This is a genomic window from Flavobacterium sp. AC267 (assembly GCF_979258715.1).
Genome location: NZ_OZ409875.1, coordinates 2,042,239 through 2,063,887, shown reverse-complemented (window position 1 = coordinate 2,063,887; position 21,649 = coordinate 2,042,239). Strand labels below are relative to the sequence as shown.

Annotated in this window: 18 protein-coding genes and 4 pseudogenes; 7 read left to right on the top strand and 15 right to left on the bottom strand. The window is 32.9% G+C overall.

Annotated elements, in window-relative coordinates:
- Positions 1-27 precede the first annotated feature (27 nt).
- The 13 genes from ACZZ95_RS10610 to ACZZ95_RS10550 all read right to left on the bottom strand — a co-directional run bounded on the left by ACZZ95_RS10610 (position 28) and on the right by ACZZ95_RS10550 (position 11,190).
- A complete protein-coding gene (locus ACZZ95_RS10610; protein ID WP_463468995.1) occupies positions 28-657 on the bottom strand; it encodes a DUF4230 domain-containing protein in 630 nt (209 codons plus the stop codon).
- A gap of 100 nt (positions 658-757) precedes the next feature.
- Entirely contained in the window at positions 758-3,154 is a 2,397-nt protein-coding gene (tamL, locus tag ACZZ95_RS10605; RefSeq protein WP_463468994.1) for a translocation and assembly module lipoprotein TamL, read from the bottom strand.
- Positions 3,138-3,650, bottom strand: coding sequence for a translocation/assembly module TamB domain-containing protein (locus tag ACZZ95_RS10600; RefSeq protein WP_463468993.1), 513 nt, complete (start codon positions 3,648-3,650; stop codon positions 3,138-3,140). Before ACZZ95_RS10600 ends, tamL begins: the two co-directional genes overlap by 17 nt.
- Positions 3,622-4,026: a translocation/assembly module TamB domain-containing protein gene (locus ACZZ95_RS10595; RefSeq protein ID WP_463468992.1), complete on the bottom strand. Its 405-nt coding sequence runs from the start codon at positions 4,024-4,026 to the stop codon at positions 3,622-3,624. Before ACZZ95_RS10595 ends, ACZZ95_RS10600 begins: the two co-directional genes overlap by 29 nt.
- Positions 4,010-4,789 carry a translocation/assembly module TamB domain-containing protein gene (locus tag ACZZ95_RS10590; RefSeq protein WP_463468991.1) on the bottom strand — a complete coding sequence of 260 codons (780 nt, stop codon included), beginning with the start codon at positions 4,787-4,789 and terminating at the stop codon, positions 4,010-4,012. Before ACZZ95_RS10590 ends, ACZZ95_RS10595 begins: the two co-directional genes overlap by 17 nt.
- Positions 4,776-6,998, bottom strand: coding sequence for a translocation/assembly module TamB domain-containing protein (locus ACZZ95_RS10585; protein WP_463468990.1), 2,223 nt, complete (start codon positions 6,996-6,998; stop codon positions 4,776-4,778). The genes ACZZ95_RS10590 and ACZZ95_RS10585 overlap by 14 nt, the downstream gene beginning before the upstream one ends.
- Entirely contained in the window at positions 6,934-7,662 is a 729-nt protein-coding gene (locus ACZZ95_RS10580; protein ID WP_463468989.1) for a hypothetical protein, read from the bottom strand. Before ACZZ95_RS10580 ends, ACZZ95_RS10585 begins: the two co-directional genes overlap by 65 nt.
- A 244-nt stretch (positions 7,663-7,906) precedes the next feature.
- A complete protein-coding gene (locus tag ACZZ95_RS10575) occupies positions 7,907-8,206 on the bottom strand; it encodes a hypothetical protein (protein ID WP_463468988.1) in 300 nt (99 codons plus the stop codon).
- 252 nt (positions 8,207-8,458) lie between these two features.
- A complete protein-coding gene (locus ACZZ95_RS10570) occupies positions 8,459-8,665 on the bottom strand; it encodes a hypothetical protein (RefSeq protein WP_463468987.1) in 207 nt (68 codons plus the stop codon).
- Positions 8,646-9,113 (bottom strand): glycosyltransferase family protein, encoded by a 468-nt coding sequence (locus ACZZ95_RS10565; RefSeq protein ID WP_463468986.1) that lies wholly within the window; start codon positions 9,111-9,113, stop codon positions 8,646-8,648. Before ACZZ95_RS10565 ends, ACZZ95_RS10570 begins: the two co-directional genes overlap by 20 nt.
- Positions 9,076-9,693 (bottom strand): glycosyltransferase family 2 protein, encoded by a 618-nt coding sequence (locus ACZZ95_RS10560; RefSeq protein WP_463468985.1) that lies wholly within the window; start codon positions 9,691-9,693, stop codon positions 9,076-9,078. The genes ACZZ95_RS10565 and ACZZ95_RS10560 overlap by 38 nt, the downstream gene beginning before the upstream one ends.
- A 142-nt stretch (positions 9,694-9,835) precedes the next feature.
- Positions 9,836-10,792: a GSCFA domain-containing protein gene (locus tag ACZZ95_RS10555; protein ID WP_463468984.1), complete on the bottom strand. Its 957-nt coding sequence runs from the start codon at positions 10,790-10,792 to the stop codon at positions 9,836-9,838.
- A gap of 20 nt (positions 10,793-10,812) precedes the next feature.
- The gene (locus ACZZ95_RS10550; protein WP_095954786.1) at positions 10,813-11,190 is read right to left on the bottom strand and encodes a GxxExxY protein; all 378 of its coding nucleotides are present in this window, start codon (positions 11,188-11,190) and stop codon (positions 10,813-10,815) included.
- A 1,187-nt stretch (positions 11,191-12,377) separates the two neighbouring features.
- Here ACZZ95_RS10550 and ACZZ95_RS10545 point away from each other — a divergent pair.
- Positions 12,378-14,124, top strand: a pseudogene (locus ACZZ95_RS10545) (ABC transporter ATP-binding protein).
- Positions 14,125-14,209: 85 nt separating this feature from the next.
- Here the strand turns inward: ACZZ95_RS10545 and ACZZ95_RS10540 are convergent.
- Both ACZZ95_RS10540 and alaS read right to left on the bottom strand, forming a co-directional pair.
- Positions 14,210-14,487: pseudogene (locus ACZZ95_RS10540) on the bottom strand (GxxExxY protein).
- Positions 14,488-14,790: 303 nt separating this feature from the next.
- Positions 14,791-17,433, bottom strand: a pseudogene (gene alaS / locus ACZZ95_RS10535) (alanine--tRNA ligase).
- A 280-nt stretch (positions 17,434-17,713) separates the two neighbouring features.
- Between alaS and ACZZ95_RS10530 the strand changes: the two are divergent.
- The 6 genes and pseudogenes from ACZZ95_RS10530 (at position 17,714) to ACZZ95_RS10505 (ending at position 21,525) form a co-directional block, all read left to right on the top strand.
- Positions 17,714-18,694, top strand: a pseudogene (locus tag ACZZ95_RS10530) (peptidoglycan DD-metalloendopeptidase family protein).
- A 48-nt stretch (positions 18,695-18,742) separates the two neighbouring features.
- The gene (locus tag ACZZ95_RS10525; protein ID WP_057117101.1) at positions 18,743-19,075 is read left to right on the top strand and encodes a MerR family transcriptional regulator; all 333 of its coding nucleotides are present in this window, start codon (positions 18,743-18,745) and stop codon (positions 19,073-19,075) included.
- Positions 19,076-19,109: 34 nt separating this feature from the next.
- Positions 19,110-19,694, top strand: coding sequence for a LemA family protein (locus ACZZ95_RS10520; RefSeq protein WP_095953569.1), 585 nt, complete (start codon positions 19,110-19,112; stop codon positions 19,692-19,694).
- Positions 19,695-19,748: 54 nt separating this feature from the next.
- Positions 19,749-20,186 (top strand): TPM domain-containing protein, encoded by a 438-nt coding sequence (locus ACZZ95_RS10515; protein ID WP_463468983.1) that lies wholly within the window; start codon positions 19,749-19,751, stop codon positions 20,184-20,186.
- Between the two features lie 3 nt (positions 20,187-20,189).
- Entirely contained in the window at positions 20,190-21,008 is an 819-nt protein-coding gene (locus ACZZ95_RS10510; RefSeq protein WP_463468982.1) for a TPM domain-containing protein, read from the top strand.
- 103 nt (positions 21,009-21,111) lie between these two features.
- On the top strand, positions 21,112-21,525 hold the full coding sequence (locus tag ACZZ95_RS10505; protein ID WP_053470541.1) for an RrF2 family transcriptional regulator: 414 nt from the start codon (positions 21,112-21,114) through the stop codon (positions 21,523-21,525).
- The last annotated feature ends 124 nt before the right edge of the window (positions 21,526-21,649 follow it).

Genomic DNA, 21,649 nt, shown 5'->3' with positions numbered 1-21,649 from the left:
AACTCTCAACCTTTGAACCTCAAAAAATCACAATCTCAAATCTTGATTTAACTCAGTCTCTGACTCGATAGTTTTTCCGTTGTATTGTAATTTCCATCCCATAGAATTCGTCAAAATTAAAATCTTTGATAATTCACTTATCAATCTATTTTGAGCATTTGTTTTTAAGGAAGATTTTTCGATTTTCTTTGCCAGATTGGCTTTTACTGATTTGTTGATTTTATTGTAATCATCTCCTGTAAACGGATTTAATTTGCTTTGTTCGACATCATAAAACTGAATATCTGGATTTATGGTAATTTCTTCTTTGGGAATATTTAAAATCGTAATCGTTTTATTTTTTTCATCGATGTCGTATTTCATTTGATGCAGATCGTAAGCAACCGTAACATTGGCATTTACAACAACTAATGCTTTCTTCTCAAAAGAAACCATATCCATCAAATACTTCTGTTGGTTTTTATAGGTGATCACTTCTGAAAAATGACCTTCGGTGACAACCAATTTTCCAACATTAAGAATTTCTTGCTGAATTAAATTGGTATTATAATCGATTGTAGAATCATCTTCTTTCTTGAAATCGCAATATTTAAAAGCGAGCACAATTAGTAAAACAATGACACCGACACCTATAATTCTTTTGAGTAAGTTTTGCATTCTAGTTAAATATTTAAGAGCAATTTACTTCTTTTTTTAGTTTTTTCCGCCAAGAATTCGTGAATTTTAGCTAATCTCTTTTGTATTAATCTTTACAATTTCACAAATTAAAATTTGATAAATTCAAGTTAAGCATTCCTGTAATTGTGATAATTAGTGAATTCGTGGCGAATAATTTTAAAAAAGGATATCCGATAGCAATATTCAAAATCAGGTTGTCTTTTCTCCAAGAACTGTCTCCAAAATCTATCTTATCGATCACCCAGCGTTGTCCATCTGGTAATGCCGGATTTCGAAGCGGAATAGCTAAATCTGTTCTCAAGACTAAAAATGACAAATCAAAACGTAAACCGACACCTGCTCCAACGGCAAGTTCTTTCATAAAATCTTTTGAAATTTCGGCTCCGGGTTTATCTGGATCAGCATTTAAAAGCCAAATATTTCCCGCATCTACAAATACCGCTCCACGAACAATACTAAACAATTTAGCTCGATATTCTGTGTTGAATTCCAACTTTAAATCTGCTGATTGGTCTGGCGTATAATTATTATTTGTTGTTGGCGGAATAACATAACTTCCAGGACCTAAAGTTCTTGCTCTAAAGGCTCGAATACTGTTAGTTCCTCCCACAACAAATTGTTTTGATGTCGGGAGAGTATTTGAATTTCCATAGGCGAATCCAGCTCCAACTATCAATCTGCTCGCCAATTCACTCTCTTTTCCCAGCTTCAAATAATGTCTGAAATCGGATTTGATTTTTACATATTGACTAAATGGAACATCAAAAATTGTCTTCACATTATCTTTCTTATAGCTTGCACCTGTTACCAATCCTGTAATGTTTCCCGCTAAATCCAGCTCACCATTAAAATAGATTGTATTTTTTCGACGCTTCTGCATCGTGTTTGTATAAGTAAAATTGTAAGTTGGGCCAAAAATTAACTGCTTTTCGATTACTCTTCTTAGTGCTTCATCTTGTTCTATATCGGCTAAATATTCTGCCGTGACATGATTCGGACTCACATAGGTCACATCAATAACATTCAACTGGTGTTCTTTACGAATATTTTCTTTCCATAAATAGCCAAAAGAAGTATTAAAAGAATTCAGCGCATATAATTGTGTTCTTTTTTGGTATTCGTAACGCAAAGTTGCTTTGGTTCTTGGTACAAATTCACTATTCCCTTCTATATTAAAAGGCGTAATAAATCTAGGCCAAGTCAAACTAACTTCCCCTCCGAGTTTATAAATATTTTTTCCTTTATTTACCCCGCCAAGTTGAAAATCAGCACCGCCAAAGACCGAAGCTGTAAATAATTCTGCACCTCTAAAAAAGTTTCGGTTGTTCCAATTTAAGTTTAATTCTGTTCCAGTGTAACTTGCTGAATTGGTTTTACCTATCACCTCAACACGAATAAATTTTTTAGGAAGCAAGGTTAAATAATAATAGGAATTTAAAGCATTTGGAATAGAATCAGACGGCTTAAATTCATTTTTTACAAAACTAAATGTTCCCAGATTCACAAATCGGTTTAGAGTTAAATTGTGATCTTTTCTATTATATAAATCTCCTTTTTTAAAGTAAATCGTTCGATCATAAACTCTTGGTTTAAAAGTTTCTGCCGTATCAATTATCGTAAAATCTTTGTATTGTGTAATATTTCTTTTTCTGTAAACTGCACTGTCGTTTGTTAGAGAATAATTTGGATACACAAAAATCTTATCAATCTTGTATGATGTTAATGCTTTAGAAGGCGTATCATCTTTTATAACAATTCTAATTTTTACTTCATGGTCGCCTTTGCTGCTGTCGACTTTAGCCAAAAAATAATCGGGATTAAAATAAAAATATCCCTTTTCCTTTAATCGTGCATCAAGACGTTCACGCTCGGCTTTGATCAAATCTAAATCGTACGGCTTTCCAACTTTTAAAAGACTTCTTCTACTGCTTCTTGCTAATATTTTTGATATTTTTAAAGAGTCATCTGGAAAAGTAACGCTTTTTATGATGTATTGTTTTTTCGGAGTAACGGTGTATTCTGCAGTTACTCTTTTATTTCGAACAGTCGAATCGGCACTAACACGGGTTTTAAAATAACCTCTGTTTTCTGCAAAATTTCTTAAAATCGATGCGTTATAATCCAGATCAACTTTGCTAAATAAAACGGGCGCTTCTCCCACTTTATTTCGGAGCCAATATCGTGTTCCCTTTTGTTTTTTAGGTTCGCCAGCCAAATTATAAATCCATAATTTAGGTCGTAAACCCAAAATTTGTTTGTTAGGTTTTGGTCTTAGTAAACCTTCCAGTTCCGTTTCCAGCGCTTTACGATCTTTCTTTTTCATCAGCGAATCTTTTACGGTAACCGAACCTCCAACATAAAGCAAATCGCCCTCTGGAAGATATTTTGTATTACTGCATCCTGCCATAAAAATCAAGGAAAACAGTGCAATACACTTTATATAAAATTGTCTTATATGTCTATGTTTTCTGTTCATTTCCTTCAATTTGTTTTTCCTCTTGATTTTGTAATTCTGGCTTTTCTTTTTCTTCCTTTTCTTTCTGCTTTTGTTTTTCTTTTCTTAGTTTTTCTTCTCTAATCATTTCTTTTTCCTGCTCACTGCGATGAAAAAGTTCTCTAAACTTATTGTAACTCATTGTAATAACAAACGCAACTCCTGTTTCAACAACCTGACCTTCTACGGCCACTTGATATTGGTTTTTTCTGTAGGCACGAACCATATATCTTCCGTCTTTTGTCAGTTGATAATCTAAAGCAACGTCTCCAGCGATATTGGTACTTTCTTCATTGGCACGTTCCTGCCCTTCCACACCAAAACTGCTTCCTACTGTTACTTTCAATCGGTCATCCAATAATCTTTTAGAAACTTCAACGTTAAGATCGGTTCTATTTTCCATAGTTCCAGTCGTGTAATCTTCTGTTGATTCTAAGTCAAAGTTCACTTCAAATCCCGAAACCAATTCTCCTGCCAAATTGTTTAATTGTCTGCGAAAGTATTTTACTCACACTTTGTCTGGCAAAAGATTCTGCACTTGCCCCGTCGCTTTCGCTTGAAAATGGATTTTCACCAACAAATCTGTTTAACAATAAAAGGGCAAAAACCTGTTTATTTAATTCGGCAGGATCTTGTTCCAATTGTTTTAGTTTTGTCTGCGTAAGTTCAACTACATCCGAGGCAACATTGTAATTTCCTTCTGGAAGAGTAATTCCAAAAGAAATCTCAGGCTTCATCAACTCGCCGTTCATTTTCAATAAAGTCTGGAAAGGAAGTTTTTGTTTGTATGTATTTTGCACACTCGGCGGTTCGCTTTTTAACTGATTGCCTAATAAATCAATTGGCGCAAGCATCTACTTTGTAAATTGCCGTAATATTTAAATTTGCCATTGTTGGCTCTCCATTCCATGTAATGTAGTCGCCTTTTTGAATATCAAATTTTCTTCTGATTCCATTAAAATTCATTTCGTAAGCACCATCAGAAAACTCATATTTACCAGTCAAAGTTGTTTTACCCGACTTATCAATTCCACCAACCAATTCTGCTTCTCCCTGCAATTTCAAATAATCACCATTTCCTTTATCAATTAGTAAAGTAAGTTCTGCCTCTTTATCAATTGTAATAGCAACATTTACATCCAGTCCTTTTAATTCCGATTGATCGAGTTGATTCTGCATGTCAACCGTTTGTTTCAGATACATATTATCTTCATCAACAAACTCCACAATTCCCTCACGATCAGCAATCGAAGGATCTGATTGCGGCATTACAACCGTAAATTTGGTTTCTTTATTTATTTTGATTGTTCCATCAATAACTGGACTATCTAGACTTCCTTTAATATTTAGTTTGGTATCCAAAAATAAGTCGCCGTAAAACAAATCGTTGTCTGCCGCTTTAGAATTTATAGCTCTAAAATCATTTGCTTCTACCAAAAGATTAAAATTATACTTTATAAAATCAGCCGACTGGATTGATCCATTTACATACAGTTCATTATCATTTTCATCAAAAACAGAGAATTTATCAAATGAAATGGTTTCATTATTAAAAGTGATTTTTTCTTTTCCAATTTTAAAGTACGAATTCAATTGCGTAACCCTAAAAGCGAGCATCGTTAAAATTCAATTCCCCATTAATTTTTGGAGCCGAGGTATTTCCAGTTAATTTAAAGTTTCCTGATAAAAACCCTTTTCCTTCGGTTATATTCCCCATGCTGAAACCTTGGATACTTTTAATATTCAGTTTATTGATTGCAACATCAAAATCAAAGTTTCCAGCATCTAATTTATATTCTCCTGTTAATTTTAGATCATTTCCTTCATCACTTAAAGCTACATTTGCCGCAAGTGTATTGGCAGTTTTATTGTCTACTTTTATCTCTAAGTCGCCGACTTTTTCGCCTTTAAAAGTAAAATCATCAATTTTTAAGTCTGATGTAAAAGTTGGGCTTGTCAGTACGTTTTCGACCAAAGCATTTCCGTTGATCAACCCTTGCATTAATAACTCGTCTTTTTTAACCATATTCATAATGGTTTCAATCTTGAAGTTGACAAAATCAACCTGAAGCGGCGCGTTATTTTCAGTTCCCTGGGATTGAATTTTTAATTCGTTTCCTGCATTGCTCAAATAAAATTTATTGATATAAAGTCTTTTATCTCCAAATTCAACAGCATTTTCTGGATCAACATTCCATTTTTCATAATTTAAAACGAAATTCTCTGCATCGATTTTGAAGATGTTTTTAGCATTTTCATGATTCAAGTTTCCGGCAATAAAATATTGTTGTTTCTCTTTGGCATCTTTTACTTCCAAAGCGTATGTAAGCTCATTGTTTTCTACTTTTCCAGACAAACTTGTAAACGGAATTTTTAGCGATCCGCTTTCTATAGTCGCAACAGAAACCAAATATTCCAACGCATTTTCTTTGGCTTCAATATTGATTCTTCCGTCAGAAATAGTATTATCGGCATACACAATTCTCGGAATCGTTCCTTTTACTTCCAAAGAATCGGTTTGGTTATTGTATTTTCCATTTATTGTAAATGGTTCTAATCCAGTTAATTTTGGTAATAATTTAAAAAGAACAGGATCATTGTCTACTTTTAATTTGAATGCTAATCTCTGCTCATCCGATTCCGAATTTACTTTCGGATTTTGAAGATCAATATATTTTGATAATGATTTTTGAATAGAATTTACTAAAGTCGTCAGCTTGTACTTCCCTACTACCTCAGCTTTTAAGAACTGAGATGAAATTTTGATCGAATTGCTGTCTTTGTCGGCAAAAGCCAAAACACGAATAGAATCTAAAACTATTGGTTCAGCATCCTGCAAGATTTGAATGTTAGACAAAAATACTTTTCCGTTTAAGAAATCAGGATTACTATTCGCAATATCCGCATCTACATTACCGCGAAGTTTCATTGGGCCAGCATGCAGATTTAGTTTTTCTAAATCGGCAATATCCAGGTTTAATTTCAATTTTATGGTTGGATATTTTTGTTTGGTGTCACCGCTTGCAACTAAATCAAAATTAAGATTTGGATCTTTCATTCCAGATTTTACTGCAAAAGATCCGTTTTCGATATTTCCTTTTAAAGCAAGATCTCTATACGTATATCGATTAAAAACCGCTTTTTGAACCAATCCATCAATTGCGGCATTGGCTGTTTTAGGGTCTAAACCATTTCCTTTTACTTTCGCTTTAAGCGTAATTTTTCCAATTGAATCGTTTTTAATCAATCGCCCTAAATCAAAATCAAGCAAATAAACAGTTGCATCGTATTTTTCTCTTTTTTTGATTCGCTGATCAAATAAAGCGTCAACTTTTGCATTTCCAAAACTGCTGTTTAAAGCTAAATTGGTTTTGAAATTTTGAACTGATCCTTTAAATTTCCCCTGCAGATTTAATTGCGAAGGCAGTTGAATATTCTTGGGAATTGTTCCCGCAGGCACAAACATATTAATATCTTTTGCCGTGCTCGAAATCTTTTTAATATCCAAATCGTAATATGCTTTTTGCGCATCTGGAAGTCCAGTGATTTTCCCCGAAAGGGAAACTTTTGTAGCACCAATGCCGCTCATTTCAAATTTTGAAATATTCAGATCTTTTACTTTTCCGCTCACACGGCTATCCACATACAAAATTGCATTTGGATTACTTTTAAACGGATTTGTTTTCTGCAAATCTGGCACAAACAATAAAATGTCTTTAAAACCGATTTTTGACTCTTTTAAATTGGCATCAATTGAAATATTACCAAGATCTTTTTGCAGGCGCTTCCAGCGATTTATATTCAGCTTTGATTTTATCTTGTACAAGAGTTTGCGGTGTTTTTAGATACAAATTATTCAAATACGCACCTTTTGGTCCGTAAAAGAAATCTGTTTTTAAAGCCTGAATCTGCAAGCCGCTTTTTTCGTTTACGGTAAGCGTTTTTATAGCTCCAGAAATTGTATCGTTTGCATAATATAATTTCTCGGCTTTAAAATTGAATTTACTCAAATCTAAATGACTATAATCTAAACCTTTTGTTTTTGGTTTGGACTGCATATCATCAAATTTAAAAGCGATATTTTCTAGATTAGCATCTTTTAATTTTACTTTCCAGCCTGCTTGTTTTATTGCTGTTGAATCTAAATCTGGGGCTTTAATTTGCTTGTCTTGTGCTCCTAATCTTAAATTACCGCTTAGATTTTTCACTTCGAAAGTATCAAAATCTAAAAGCTGTTTATTAAGGTCGATTTCGTTTACAGCCAAGTTTAAGTTTCCTAAACGAATGCCTGAATTTAATTTTGAGTCTTTATTATCGTATAAAATATCGATTTGAGACAACGTGATTTTATCTAATGCCAATTTGAAATCTGGTCGTTTCGAAATCGTATCTACGGTTTTAACCGAAGCTTCAGCAATTTTCTCGACCACATCTTGATCCAAAACTACTTTTAATCCGTTCAAATTGATATTTGGAATATCAAAATCCATTTTATCAAGATCGAATTTATTAAACTTTGTATCAAAATGAGTCAGATTTACGCGAATATCATTCTTAGAGAAATCATCTTTAAAATTAAATTTTACCTGATCGAGGTTTACTTTTACAACAGAAATTTTGAAAGGCTTAGCATCAGGATCTTCTACTTTTGGTTGTTTCGATTCGAATGCTTTAATGATATAGTCGAAGTTAAAAACGCCTTCTTTATTTCTTGAAATATTAGCTTTTACATTTTCAAGTGAAACCGAATTGATTTCGAGTTCGTCTGCTAATCAATTTAAAAAGATCTACATCGACTTCTAATCGTTTACCCGCCAATAAAGTATCTTTTTTTTGATCTTCAAAATAGAAACCTTCAAGAACTACATCTTTGGGAAATTTAATTAAAATTTTATCTAGGGTAACTTTGGTTTTTATTTTATCTTGCAGATACGTGATCGCTTTATCCTTAACGAAATTTTGAACGGATGGAACCTGAATTAATACGATAACAAGTAATAAAAGTGCAACTATAGAAACCACGCACCAAAGCAAGACACGGAGTGTTTTTTTAAGAAAATAAATTGGTTTTTTATTCATACGTCAATAAAACACGATTAGATTAAGTCGCGTTTTTATAGGGCTGTATTTATACAGTTTACAAAATTGTCAATTTTAAACCTTAACAATTTACATAATTATGCGCAATTATTCTAAAATTTCATTGTGGTTTGAATGAAAAGCAAAATTTTAAATTAAGTTTTTCCTGTTAAATTATCCCATAAAGTAATTTTAAACACCTAGTTTTTAAAGATCGATCAGGTTTACATATCCTTCTTCTTTTCCAAATCTGCTTTCGGTTAACAAAGGATTGTTTGGATTTTCTTCATAAGCCCAATCAGTTACACCAAGCTCTTCAAAACGTTCTTTTATTTTTTGATTATAAAAGCCCGCTATAGAGCGAACTCTTCGTTGGATATCTGCACGCGCTGTATCATGTGTGTTTGCGAGCATTTTGATTGGAGTAAATAAATTGCAGATAACCAATTTTGGGGATTCTCATTAGTTTAGTCGACAGAAAAGTTCGGACCAATAATTCATAATCATCCGCAATCGACAATCTTCTGTTATGTCCTCCAATTTCATGATAGACAGATTTTCTCCAAACCCTGATATGATTGGGAACTCCAACAATATGGCGTATTGTTTTTGGATTAATATTCATAGAAATATAGACTTTCATCAATTTCCCCATTACAAACTGGTTTTCATATTTTCCATATCCAAAAGCAAATCCATCTTGGTACGTTAAGGAATTCCAGTTTTCGTCAATCTCTGCGCAATCTGAATAAACGAATCCAACTTCTGGATAATTTTTAAATCTTGCAACTATATCTAATGCACAATCGGGCATTAAATAATCGTCATGATCCAGTTCTGCTAAATAGTCTCCATTGCACATACATCGTCGCACGATGTTTTACTTCGCCAATTAGTCCTCCTGACTTTTCCTTAAAATCATAAACTTTTACTCTTAAATCTTGAGCGACTATATCTTCGGCAATTTTTAAAGTTTTTCCATCATCTGTAGAATCATTAACAATCACCCATTCCCAATTGATGTAGGTCTGCTTTTTTATCGATTCGTAAGTACGAAGAAGTGTTTCTCCTGTATTATAAATTGGTGTAAAAAATGAAATTAAATCATGTGTTTGAGACGATAAAATATAATTCATCGCACAATTATAGGCCATTTCACCAATTTCTTCCTTGTTGCAATCAGGTAAGTTCAGCCATCTTCTCCTTATATCTATTGACAAATTCATTAGATTGGGATATTCTTCAGACGAATTTCCAGTAGTTATAATGCAGTCAGGATTAAAGGAAATAATGTATTCATTTATATTTTCATCATCCCTTAAATAAAATACATCTAATTCGTTCGATTCATAATTACCAAATTGTAAAGATTTAAGTTCTGGCTCCTCATTCCCAATATAAACAATACGGGGTAATCCCATTTTTGATTTTAACGGTTTCATTTTCAACTATTTTTACTTTTTAAATCAGTTTTTATTGCAAAAGTTTTAGACGCTTCACAATGTTCTTGTTTTCTTAAAAGAAAAACAAAAATACAAATAAAATAGGAAAATTCCTTAAATAGATTAAAATATACAACTGAAATTAAAATGAAATATGAGGCAGTTTTTTTCTTAACAAATTAATTTTCAGCTCGAGTTTAGCCAGAAATTTTTTGTGTTGTTCCGATTCGGGATTAAAACTTCTGTGTCGAAGACTTTTCTGAATCTCGTCAACTTCCTGTATTGTTAAAAAACTTTCTTGCGAAATATAATTTTCACTAAAAAGCTTCCAAATATAGTCGATCGCGATTAGATTGGGATGAAGCATATCTTCGTTGTAAAAACGATAATCGCGAAGTTCATCCATCATGATTTCGTAGGAAGGAAAGTATTCAGTATTCCGTTTTACTTTTTCAGTATTCAGAACGAAATGCAACGCCGTAAACAAATGTGATTTGCTAAGTTGGTTTTCTACAAACCCATCTTTAATATGGCGTACTGGAGAAATGGTAAAAATGAAATTGATATTGGAATTTAAAGCCTGAATTAAATGGATTGTATTTTGAATGCTTTTCTGAATTACATCAACCGATAATAGTTCTTTTGAGAATTGTTTTTGAGGCACTTTATGGCAATTGGTCGCTATTTCTTCGCTTTCAATATTTCTATAAATCCAAGAAGTTCCTAAAGTTATTATAATGTGAGTTGCTTCTCTTACTTGTTTATACGTTTCAATTATTGCTTTATTTAGTGTTTCTAATAATTCTTGCCTGTCAGAATTACTTAAATCCGAATGCACTTCGAAACTATGCCAGCGTTCATTATAAAAAAAAATATCTTTTTCTTGAAAAAAATCCTGCTCACAAACTCGTTTAAATAATTTCTCTATCGAAACAGGATTAAATATAATTCCGAATGGATTGGTTTCATTTTGAAATTTAAAATAGTCAAATTTGGCGACCATGTTTTCTGCAAAACAAGAACCCACAGAAAGTATTTTCGAATTATATTCGATTGGAAAATTACTTTTTGAAATTGGGATTTGAGTTCTGAATTGCATAATTTTTGTTTTAAACAAAGTTAAAGATTACTGACGACTCTTTTTATACCTAATTTAATAATAGGTACATTAAAATTAATAAGTAATCCCAATTTCATTTTTGTGATTTTAAGGTAAGTCAGAACTTGTTTGCCATGAACCTCAATAATTTGTTCAACTGATTTGATTTCTAATATTACTTTATTTTCTACTATTAAATCCGCTCGAAATCCAATATCTAAAGATATTCCATCCCAAATAACTGGTAGCGGCTTTTGTCTTTCAACATTTAATCCTCGTTTTACTAATTCGTGATATAATATTGCTTCATAAACTGATTCCAACAATCCCGGTCCAAGTTTTACATGTATTCTGTAACAAACATCAACTACTATTGATGAAATTTCATTTTCTGTCATTTTTTTTCTTCAAAATTACAGAAAAACCCTATATTAAATATTTTATTTATGCGTAAATTTTTGAAATTTAGGAGAAATAAATCACGCAAAGTCGCAGAGTCGCGAAGTGTATTGTCTATTGTGTATTGTGTTAAACTTAACTTTGAAACAAGGGCCAATTTTAATTTGCTTATACATTAAAAAACCACACAGCTAAAACTTTGCGACTCTGCGACTTTGCGTGAAATTGATTAAAACTTTAAAAAAAACTTTCATCATAAACATTTGAAATTTAGAAGAAATAAATCACGCAAAGTCGCAGAGTCGCAAAGTGTATTGTGTATTGTGTTAAACTTAACTTTGAAACAAGGGCCAATTTTAATTTGCTTGTATATTAAAAAACCACACAGCTAAAAACTTTGCGACTCTGCGACTTTGCATGAAATTGACTAAAGCTAAAAAAAAGCTTTAAAAAAAAATTTCACCATAAGCATTTGAAATTTAGGAGAAATAAATCACGCAAAGTCGCAGAGTCGCAAAGTGTATTGTGTATTGTGTATTGTGTTAAACTTAAATTTGAAACAAGGGCCAATTTTAATTTGCTTGTATATTAAAAAACCACACAGCTAAAAACTTTGCGACTCTGCGACTTTGCGTGAAATTGACTAAAGCTTAAAAAAGCTTAAAAAAAGCTTTCACCATAAACATTTGAAATTTAGGAGAAATAAATCACGCAAAGTCGCAGAGTCGCAAAGTGTATTGTGTATTGTGTTAAACTTAAATTTGAAACAGGGGCCTATTTTAATTTACTTGCATATTAAAAAACCACACAGCTAAAAAACTTTGCGACTCTGCGACTTTGCGTGAAATTGACTAAAGTTAAAAAAGCTTAAAAAAAAACTCTCAACATAAACATTTGAAATTTAGAAGAAATAAATCACGCGAAGTCGCAAAGTGCATTGTGTATTGTATGAAACTTAAATTTGAAACAAGGGCTTATTTTAATTTGCTTGTATATTAAAAAACCACACAGCTAAAAACTTTGCGACTCTGCGACTTTGCGTGAAATTGACTAAAGCTAAAAAAGCTTAAAAAAAACTTTCATCATAAACAAACTATTTAAAAATTTACATTTTAAATAACAAAAATGAACTTTACAAACTAAAACAATTGCTTACTTTTGCATCTTCCATTTTTTTAAACTCTATATGAAATTATTATACTCTTATATAATCAAGCATAAAATGCTTTTGCTTTTTGCTTTGATTATGGCTTCCATAAACATTTGTTTCAGTTTATCAGACTCTATTATTACCGGTAAATTAATGCAAGACTGCGGTGTTGGATTGGCAAAATACAAAGGAAACGAAATCGGTTTTATCAAATCTTTATCTTTCTGGCTCGGTCTTTCGCTTGGTGCTCGCAATGATTTCCAGAGTTACTAAAAACTTCCAAGATTATTTCACCAATGTTGTGATCCAGAGAACTGGTGCTCAAATGTATACCGATGGAATTAAAAAATCACTAGATCTGCCTTATGCCGAATTTGAAGATCAGCGAAGCGGTGAAACTTTAAGCAAATTGACGAAAGTTAGAATTGATTCTGAAAAATTAATTACACTTTCTATTTCTTTGATTTTTCAAACCATTATCGGATTCATTTTTGTAATTCTTTATGTTGCCCGAATCGATTTTCGTATTTCGATTATCTTTTTAATTACGGCACCAATTATTGCTTTAGTAAGTTCGTATCTGGGTAAAAAAATTAAAGTTGTTTCTAAGAAAATCGTAAATCAAACCAATGCTTTGGCGGGTTCAACGACCGAAAGTTTACGAAATATCGAACTAGTAAAAAGTCTTGGTTTAACATATCAGGAAGAAAAACGTTTGAATTTAAATACATTTAAAATTCTACAGTTAGAATTAGAAAAAGTTCGTTTTATAAGAAGTTTGAGTTTCATTCAGGGAACAACCGTTCACTTTTTAAGAACTTGTGTTGTTTTTACTTTGTACTATTTCTTGTTTGGAGGAAAAATTATTGTGGGTGATTTGCTTACAATGGTATTTTTTACTTTTTTCATTTTTGGTCCGCTTCAGGAACTTGGAAATTTCATTATTGCTTTGAATGAAACCAAAGTGTCAATGGAAAATTTTAAAACTTTATTGAGCGCTCCAAAAGAATTCCGTCCGAAAAACCCAAAACATGTAGGAGCAATTCAGTCTTTATTGTTTTCGAATGTAAGCTTTCAGCATAAAACGGCTAAATTTAAAGCTGTAGAGAATATCAATTTTGAAATTAAACAAGGCCAAACTGTCGCATTTGTCGGCCCGTCTGGTTCAGGAAAAACAACTTTGGTGAAATTATTGGTTGGATTATACACTCCAGCCGAAGGTCAGGTTTTGTATAATGAGATTGATTCAACAGATATTGATTTGCTTGATTTAAGAAAACAATTAGGTTTTGTTACTCAAGACGCGCAGTTATTCTCTGGAACTATTCGCGAAAATCTTTTATTTGTAAAACCAAATGCAACCGATGAAGATTTGTATGATGCTTTAAAGAGAGCAAGTTGTGATAAACTTTTAAGACGTGCAGAAGATGGATTAAATACTACAATCGGTGAAGGCGGAATCAAAGTTTCTGGTGGAGAAAAACAACGTTTATCTATCGCGAGAGCTATTCTTAGAAATCCGAATTTATTGATTTTTGACGAAGCTACCTCTGCTTTGGATTCTATTACCGAAGAAGAAATTAATGCCACAATTAGAAATATTTCAGATAAAAACCGAATCACTGTTCTAATCGCGCACAGACTTTCGACAGTAATGCACGCGGACAGAATTTTTGTTTTAGAACAAGGAAAAATCATCGAGCAAGGAAAACATGAAGATTTAATTGTCGAAAAAGGCTTGTATTACGCTATGTGGCGCCAGCAAATTGGAGAAAGAAAATAGTTGCGCGTAAAGAATCTCGCAAAGACGCAGAGTCGCAAAGTTTTTTTATAAGCTTTGCGACTCTGTTTTTATTTTAAGTTCTTCATTATAGATTCGAAACTACTCTTTTTATGCCAAACTTGATTATTGCTACATTAAAGTTTATAAGCGATCCTAATTTCATTTTTGTAATTTTGAGATAGGTCAGAACTTGTTTTGCATGTACATCCGTAACCTTCTCAATAGATTTAATTTCTAAAATTACTTTATTTTCAACTATTAAATCTGCTCTAAAACCAATATCCAGATTTATTTGATCCCAAATAACTGGCAGTGCCTTTTGTCTTTCTACATTTAATCCTCGTTAGTTAATTCGTGATACAAGATTGCTTCATAAACAGATTCCAATAATCCTGGACCTAATTTTATGTATTTTGAAACAAACGTCTACAACAATAGCAGAAATTTCATTCTCAGTCATTTTTTTAAAATTTAAAGTAAAAACCTACAAAATTAAAGCTTAAAAAATAAAAACGGTAATCTTTATATAAAAACTTTACGTCTTCGCGACTCGCGGGATTAAAATACACTTTTGACAAAAACCTTAACTTATTATATAAACAAAAAAAAGTCGCAAAGCTTATAAAAAAACTTTGCGACTTCGCGTCTTTGCGAGATTAAAAAACCTTACTTCACGAAATCAATCGCTTTAGTTAAAGCCTCTCCAATTCCATCAACATTTTTACCTCCTGCAGTTGCGAAGAAAGGCTGACCTCCTCCTCCACCTTGGATATATTTACCTAATTCGCGAACGACTTGTCCAGCGTTTAAGTTTTTAGAAGCAACCAATTCTTTAGAGATATAACACGTTAACATTGGTTTTCCTTCATGAGCTGTAGCGAAAACTACAAATAGATTATGATAAGCATTACCCAATTCGTAAGCTAAATCTTTTGCTCCTTCCGGATTTAAATCTACTTGTTTAGCTAAGAATTGAACTCCGTTGATTTCTTGTAATTCTTTAGCTAAATCAGCTTTCATGTTTTTCGCTTTATCTTTCAATAAAACTTCCAATTGTTTTTTCAGCTGTGCATTTTCGTCTTGTAAAGCCAAGATTGATTTTACTGGATCTTGAGCATTTTTAAGTGCTTCTTTAATTTCGCTTAAAGAAACAGCCTGCGTCTCAAAATATTCTTTTGCGACTTCACTTGTAATTGCTTCAATTCTTCTAATTCCAGATGCAACAGCGCCTTCTGAAACAATTTTAAAGTGCCAGATATCAGATGTATTTGCCACGTGTGTTCCATGCCGCACAATTCAACAGAATCACCGAATTTAATCATACGCACTAAATCACCATATTTCTCTCCAAACAAAGCAATTGCACCTTCTTCAATAGCCTGCTCTTTTGGTATTGCTCTTTTTTCAATTAATGGTAAACTTTCACGAATTCTTGCATTTACAAAGTTTTCCACTTCTAACAATTCCTCATCCGTAACTTTAGAAAAATGAGAAAAGTCAAAACGCAATGAAGCATTACGGACCATAGATCCTTTTTGCTCAATATGTGTTCCTAAAATCTTGCGTAAACCTTGGTGCAATAAATGCGTAGCCGAGTGGTTTGACGAAGTTTTAGCTCTTTGGTTTGCATCAACAACTGCATTAAAAGTTGCCGTAATATTTTCTGGTAACGATTGTGTTAAATGTATCGTTTGGTTATTTTCTTTTTTAGTGTCAATGATATAAGTGATATCTCCGTTTTGAGATTCTAAATATCCTTTATCACCCGTTTGTCCTCCGCTTTCTCCGTAAAATGGAGTTGCATTGAACACCAATTGATAGATTTCACCATCTTTTACACTGTCAACTCTACGGTATTTAGTGATTTTTACTTGGTGAGATAATCTGTCATAACCAATAAATTCCTGAATATCATCTTCAACAATGACATTCCAGTCTCCAGCAGTTACTTTTGATGCTGCACGAGATCTTTCTTTTTGTAATTGTAATTGTTCTTGAAATCCTGCTTCGTCTAATTTTAATCCTTTTTCAGAAAGAATCAAAGCTGTTAAATCGATTGGAAAACCGTAAGTATCATACAACTCAAATGCTTTTTTACCATCGATTGTATCGCTAGTATTGTTTAAAATTACAGCATCTAAAAGAATTAATCCTTGATCAAGCGTACGCAAGAAAGAGTTTTCTTCTTCGCGAATCACATTCGAACAAAGTGCTTTCTGCGTTCTGATTTCTGGGAAAGAATCTCCCATCTGCTCGCTTAAAGTTTCAACCAGTTTGTATATAAATGGTTCTTTTGTACCTAAGAAAGTAAATCCGTAACGAATTGCACGACGCAAAATTCTACGAATTACATATCCAGCTCCAGTGTTAGATGGCAATTGACCGTCTGCAATAGCAAAAGCTACAGCACGAACGTGATCTGCAATAACACGAATAGCGATATTCATTTTATTTTGTTGATCACTAATGTTTGTTACTTCATTAGGTGTATATTTTGCTCCGGTAATAGTTTCAATTTCTCTAATTAAAGGCATGAAAACATCTGTATCATAATTTGATGTTTTTCCTTGTAATGCCATACACAAACGCTCAAATCCCATTCCGGTATCAACGTCTTTGCGCAGGAAGTTTTTCCAGCGATCCATCCGCTTTACGGTTAAATTCCATGAATACGTTATTCCAGATTTCAACAACCTGAGCGTTATCACCATTAACTTCTCCTTTTCCTGGTTTCAGCGCTTTTTCCTCTTCAGAACGTAAATCAACGTGAATTTCAGAACAAGGTCCGCATGGTCCTTGATCTCCCATTTCCCAGAAATTATCTTTCTTATTTCCTAGAACAATTCGGTCTTCATCAATTAAAGTCTTCCAAATATCCCAAGCTTCCTGGTCAAACGGAACATTATCTTCTTTACTTCCTTCAAAAACAGAAACGTAAAGATTTTCCTTTGGGATTTTATATACTTCCGTCAATAATTCCCAAGCCCAGTTGATTGCTTCTTTTTTGAAGTAATCTCCAAAAGACCAGTTTCCTAACATCTCAAACATCGTATGGTGATACGTATCAATCCCTACTTCTTCAAGATCATTATGTTTTCCAGAAACACGAAGACATTTTTGCGTATCGGCTATTCTTGGACTTTTTGGAGTTCCGTTCCCTAAGAAAAATTCTTTAAACTGGGCCATTCCCGAGTTATTGAACATTAAGGTTGGGTCATCTTTAAGGACAATAGGAGCCGAAGGGACAATAGTATGTCCTTTACTCTCAAAAAAATCTAAAAATTGTTTACGTACGTCTTGTGATTTCATATTTAAATTAGAAAATGTATCTGTTTACAAATGTGTCAATGTGATAATGTGATAATTAGAAAAAATCTCAAATTAATAATGCGTCAATTTAAAATCGAAAAATAAAAAACTAATGTTTTACAACAATAAATTCGCTATTTTGCGCATTATATAATTATGTAATTCCCCCCAAATTATAAATTATTTTGTTCTTGTAAAAAAGTCTTGAATAACTGAAACAATTGTTCGTTTTGTTCGTCTAACTCATTTTACAAGTCGCAAAAATAGCGTATTTTAAAATATGGCGAAAGTAAAATATTATTACGACTCAGAAAATCTGGCTTATACAAAAATAAAAACCAGAAAAAGAATAAAAATTGGTTACGCATTACTTTTTTTAGTAGCCTCAGCATTGTTTGGTTTTTTAGTTTTTGTCCTTTTAATTAACACACCTTATTTTGAAACGCCAAAAGATCGTTTGCAGGCACGTGAAATTGAAAATTTAAAACTGCAGTATTCTATTTTGAATAAAAAATTGGATGAAATTGACGATGCTTGCAGACGCTTTAGAGGAACGTGACAATAATATTTACAGAGTATATTTTAATAAAGCCGAAATTCCGGATTCGATTAGAAAAGCAGGTTTTAGAAATCCTGATAGATATAAAGCATTAGAAGGTTATAATAATTCGCATGACTGGTTTTAAATACCACAAAACGAGTTGATAAACTCTGGAAAGAATTGGCCATTCAGTCTCAATCGTTAGATGAAATACTAAAATTAGCCGGTGCAAAAGAAAATTTATTATTGGCGATTCCAGCAATTCAGCCTGTTCAAAATGAAAATTTAAAACGTGTTGCTTCTGGTTTTGGATACAGAATCGATCCTTTCACGAAAGTGAGAAAAATGCACAACGGAATGGATTTTACTGCCAACACAGGAGCCCCAATTTTTGCCACTGGTGACGGCGTTGTGGCGAGGGCTGACAACACAGCTTCGGGGTTTGGAAACCATGTAGTGATCAGGCACGGTTTTGGATATGAGAGTTTATATGCCCATTTGAGCAAATACAACTGCAGACCAGGACAACATGTCAAACGCGGCGATGTAATTGGATATGTAGGAAGTACTGGAAGATCTGAAGGACCGCACTGCCATTATGAAGTTCATAAAGATGGTAACGTGGTAAATCCGCTGAACTTTTATTACGGAAATATTTCGGCGGCAGAATATGTAGCGATTTCACATATGGCGAACCAAGAAAATCAATCGTTAGATTAATATCACGAAAAAATAGTATTTTTGAAATAAAATAGAAAAAAACAAATCATGCATATTGAACTTTCTAAAGACAAAAGATATTACAGTATTGGCGAAGTTGCCAAAGCTTTTAATGTCAATGCTTCTTTGATACGATTTTGGGACAGTGAATTTGATATTCTGAAACCTAAAAAAAACGCAAAGGGAAACAGAATGTTCACGCCGGATGATGTTACAAATCTTCAATTAATTTATCACTTGGTCAAAGAAAGAGGTTTTACTCTTGAAGGTGCCAAAATACACTTAAAAGAGGGCCAGAAGAAAACATTAGATAAATTCGAAATAATACGTAAATTAGAGTCCATAAAAACACAGTTAAACGACATCAAAAACGAATTGTAATTAAAAATAGAAATAAACCTAAATTAAAACAAATATGAAAAAGTGGTTAATCCCTGTAGGAATTATTATAGCACTTATTGCTATTATCGCATTTTGGTCGATTGGTATTAAAAATACTGCTTTACAACACAGTCAAGCCGTAAATAAAGAATGGGGAAATGTTCAAACGGCTTACCAAAGACGTAATGATCTTATCGGGAATTTAGTAAACACTGTAAAAGGTGCCGCTGATTTTGAAAAAGGAACTTTAACAGCAGTAATCGAAGCTCGTGCAAAAGCTACTTCTGTAACTATTGATCCAAGTAATGTAACTCCTGAACAATTAAAAGAATTTAACCAAGCACAAAGCGGTGTTAGTTCATCATTATCAAGATTATTGGTATCTGTTGAGCAATATCCAACTTTGAAAGCAAACGAGAATTTCTTGAAACTGCAAGACGAATTGGCAAGTACTGAAAACCAGATTTTAACTGCTAGAACTCGTTTTAACGAAGCTGTACAAGTGTACAACGGATATGTTTTAAAAATTCCAAACAACTGGTTCTTGAGCGAGTACAAAGAAAAACCATACTTTGAAGCTTCTACTGGAGCAGACAAACCGGTTGAAGTAAAATTCTAAAAATCTTTTAGAGAATAATCTAAAATCTATAATCTAAACTCTAAAATTACTCAAATGTCAAAAGTAGAAGATTTTTTATCCAAAGAAGAAGAACAAGAAATTGTTGAAGCTATTCGTGTGGCTGAAAAAAATACTTCTGGCGAAATTAGGGTACATATAGAAAAAACATCTTCTAAAGCTCATTTTGATAGAGCTTTAGAAGTTTTTCATGATTTACGAATGGATGAAACCAAATTACAGAATGGAGTACTGCTCTATTTTGCAGTTGAAGATAAAAATTTCGTGATTTGTGGAGACAAAGGTATTAATGATCTCGTGTCTGTCGATTTTTGGGATTGTACCAAAGATATTATGACGAATCATTTTAAATCTGGAAATTTTAAACAGGGAATTGTTGATGGTATTTTGAATGCCGGTGAACAACTCAAAAAATATTTCCCTTCATTAGCAGATGATACAAACGAACTATCTAACGAAATCTCAAAAGGATAAATAATGAAATATTCCCAAAATAAAATCCCAAATTCCAAAGGAATTTTTCAGTTTACTCTTTTGCTTATTGCGTTTTTTAGCTTCAATACTATTTTTGCTCAATTCGATATTCCCAAAAAACCAAGTTTTCAAACTTCTGTTTACGATTATGCTAATGTTTTAAGTCTTGCTGAGAAAACACAATTAGAAGATAAATTAGTTCGCTATTCAGATTCTACTTCAACTCAAATTGTAGTTATTACCATTGAAAGCCTAAAAGGCGAAGACATTGGTATCCTAACTCCAAAATGGGCTCAGGAATGGGGAATCGGGCAGGCAAAAGAAGATAATGGAGTTTTCATTTTATTAGCTAAAGCAGAAAGAAGAATCTGGATTTCTCCTGGGTATGGTCTTGAAGACCGACTTACAGCTGGTATTGGTGGAGAAATTACAAGAAATATCATTATTCCAGAATTCAAAAAAGGAAGTTATTATAATGGACTTGATAAAGGTGCTGATGCCCTTTTTGATGTTTTTAAAGGAAAATACAAAGGAGAACGTAAAACCAGTAAAGGACAAGATTTTCCAATTTTCCCCTTTATTGTTATCGTAGTAATTGTACTTATTTTACTGGCTCGAAATAAAAGAGGCGGTGGAGGCAATTCTGGTAACAGTGGCGGCGACCCTAGCCTGCTTGACGTTATTATTCTAAGCAATCTTGGAAGAAGCAGCGGAGGCGGATTTGGAGGTTTCGGCGGTGGATCATCTGGCGGAGGCGGAGGCTTCGGCGGTGGATTTGGTGGCGGCGGTTTCTCTGGAGGAGGTTCTGGCGGAAGCTGGTAAACTTATTTTGATCAAGTTTTCTTTGTTTCTCCCGAAGTCTCAGGATCAAGTTTAGGTTTCAATCTTAAAAAATCATACTTTTACATTTTACAATATATTATAGATGTTATCACATAAAGCAAAATACGCCCTTAAGGCCTTACTTTATTTAGCAGAACAAGACGAAAATCACATTTCTAGAACAATAGAAATCGCTGATGGCGCCAATATTCCTAAAAAGTTTTTAGAACAGATTTTATTAGATCTAAAACGAGGACGTTTTGTGAGCAGTAAGCAGGGAAAATTTGGCGGATACTATCTGATTAAATCAAAAAACGACATCACTTTAGCAGAAATTCACCGCTTATTTGACGGTGCAATTGCTCTTTTGCCATGTGCTTCCTTAAATTTTTACGAGCCTTGCTCTGATTGCAAAACCGAGTCTGAGTGCAGTCTGCGCCACGGTTTAATGCTGATTAGAGATAAAACTTTGAAGGCAATGGAAGGCATCACAATAGCTTCATTAGTAAATAAATAAAAAAATATTTTCTAATTCCTAGTAAATCGATAGAATTAATATTTATATTTGCTGAAAATAATAACTAATCATTTACTAAATTTTAACTCATGAAAGTACATTCTAGTCAATCAGGTGTAACAAA

Bases quoted from the DNA above. Each gene is read 5' to 3' on its own strand.
- ACZZ95_RS10610 (WP_463468995.1), bottom strand. From the start codon at position 657: ATGCAAAACTTACTCAAAAGAATTATAGGTGTCGGTGTCATTGTTTTA.
- tamL (WP_463468994.1), bottom strand. From the start codon at position 3,154: ATGAACAGAAAACATAGACATATAAGACAATTTTATATAAAGTGTATT.
- ACZZ95_RS10595 (WP_463468992.1), bottom strand. From the start codon at position 4,026: ATGCTTGCGCCAATTGATTTATTAGGCAATCAGTTAAAAAGCGAACCG.
- ACZZ95_RS10590 (WP_463468991.1), bottom strand. From the start codon at position 4,789: ATGCTCGCTTTTAGGGTTACGCAATTGAATTCGTACTTTAAAATTGGA.
- ACZZ95_RS10580 (WP_463468989.1), bottom strand. From the start codon at position 7,662: ATGGATTTTGATATTCCAAATATCAATTTGAACGGATTAAAAGTAGTT.
- ACZZ95_RS10570 (WP_463468987.1), bottom strand. From the start codon at position 8,665: ATGCTCGCAAACACACATGATACAGCGCGTGCAGATATCCAACGAAGA.
- ACZZ95_RS10565 (WP_463468986.1), bottom strand. From the start codon at position 9,113: ATGTGCAATGGAGACTATTTAGCAGAACTGGATCATGACGATTATTTA.
- ACZZ95_RS10560 (WP_463468985.1), bottom strand. From the start codon at position 9,693: ATGAAACCGTTAAAATCAAAAATGGGATTACCCCGTATTGTTTATATT.
- ACZZ95_RS10555 (WP_463468984.1), bottom strand. From the start codon at position 10,792: ATGCAATTCAGAACTCAAATCCCAATTTCAAAAAGTAATTTTCCAATC.
- ACZZ95_RS10550 (WP_095954786.1), bottom strand. From the start codon at position 11,190: ATGACAGAAAATGAAATTTCATCAATAGTAGTTGATGTTTGTTACAGA.
- ACZZ95_RS10525 (WP_057117101.1), top strand. From the start codon at position 18,743: ATGCATATTGAACTTTCTAAAGACAAAAGATATTACAGTATTGGCGAA.
- ACZZ95_RS10520 (WP_095953569.1), top strand. From the start codon at position 19,110: ATGAAAAAGTGGTTAATCCCTGTAGGAATTATTATAGCACTTATTGCT.
- ACZZ95_RS10515 (WP_463468983.1), top strand. From the start codon at position 19,749: ATGTCAAAAGTAGAAGATTTTTTATCCAAAGAAGAAGAACAAGAAATT.
- ACZZ95_RS10510 (WP_463468982.1), top strand. From the start codon at position 20,190: ATGAAATATTCCCAAAATAAAATCCCAAATTCCAAAGGAATTTTTCAG.
- ACZZ95_RS10505 (WP_053470541.1), top strand. From the start codon at position 21,112: ATGTTATCACATAAAGCAAAATACGCCCTTAAGGCCTTACTTTATTTA.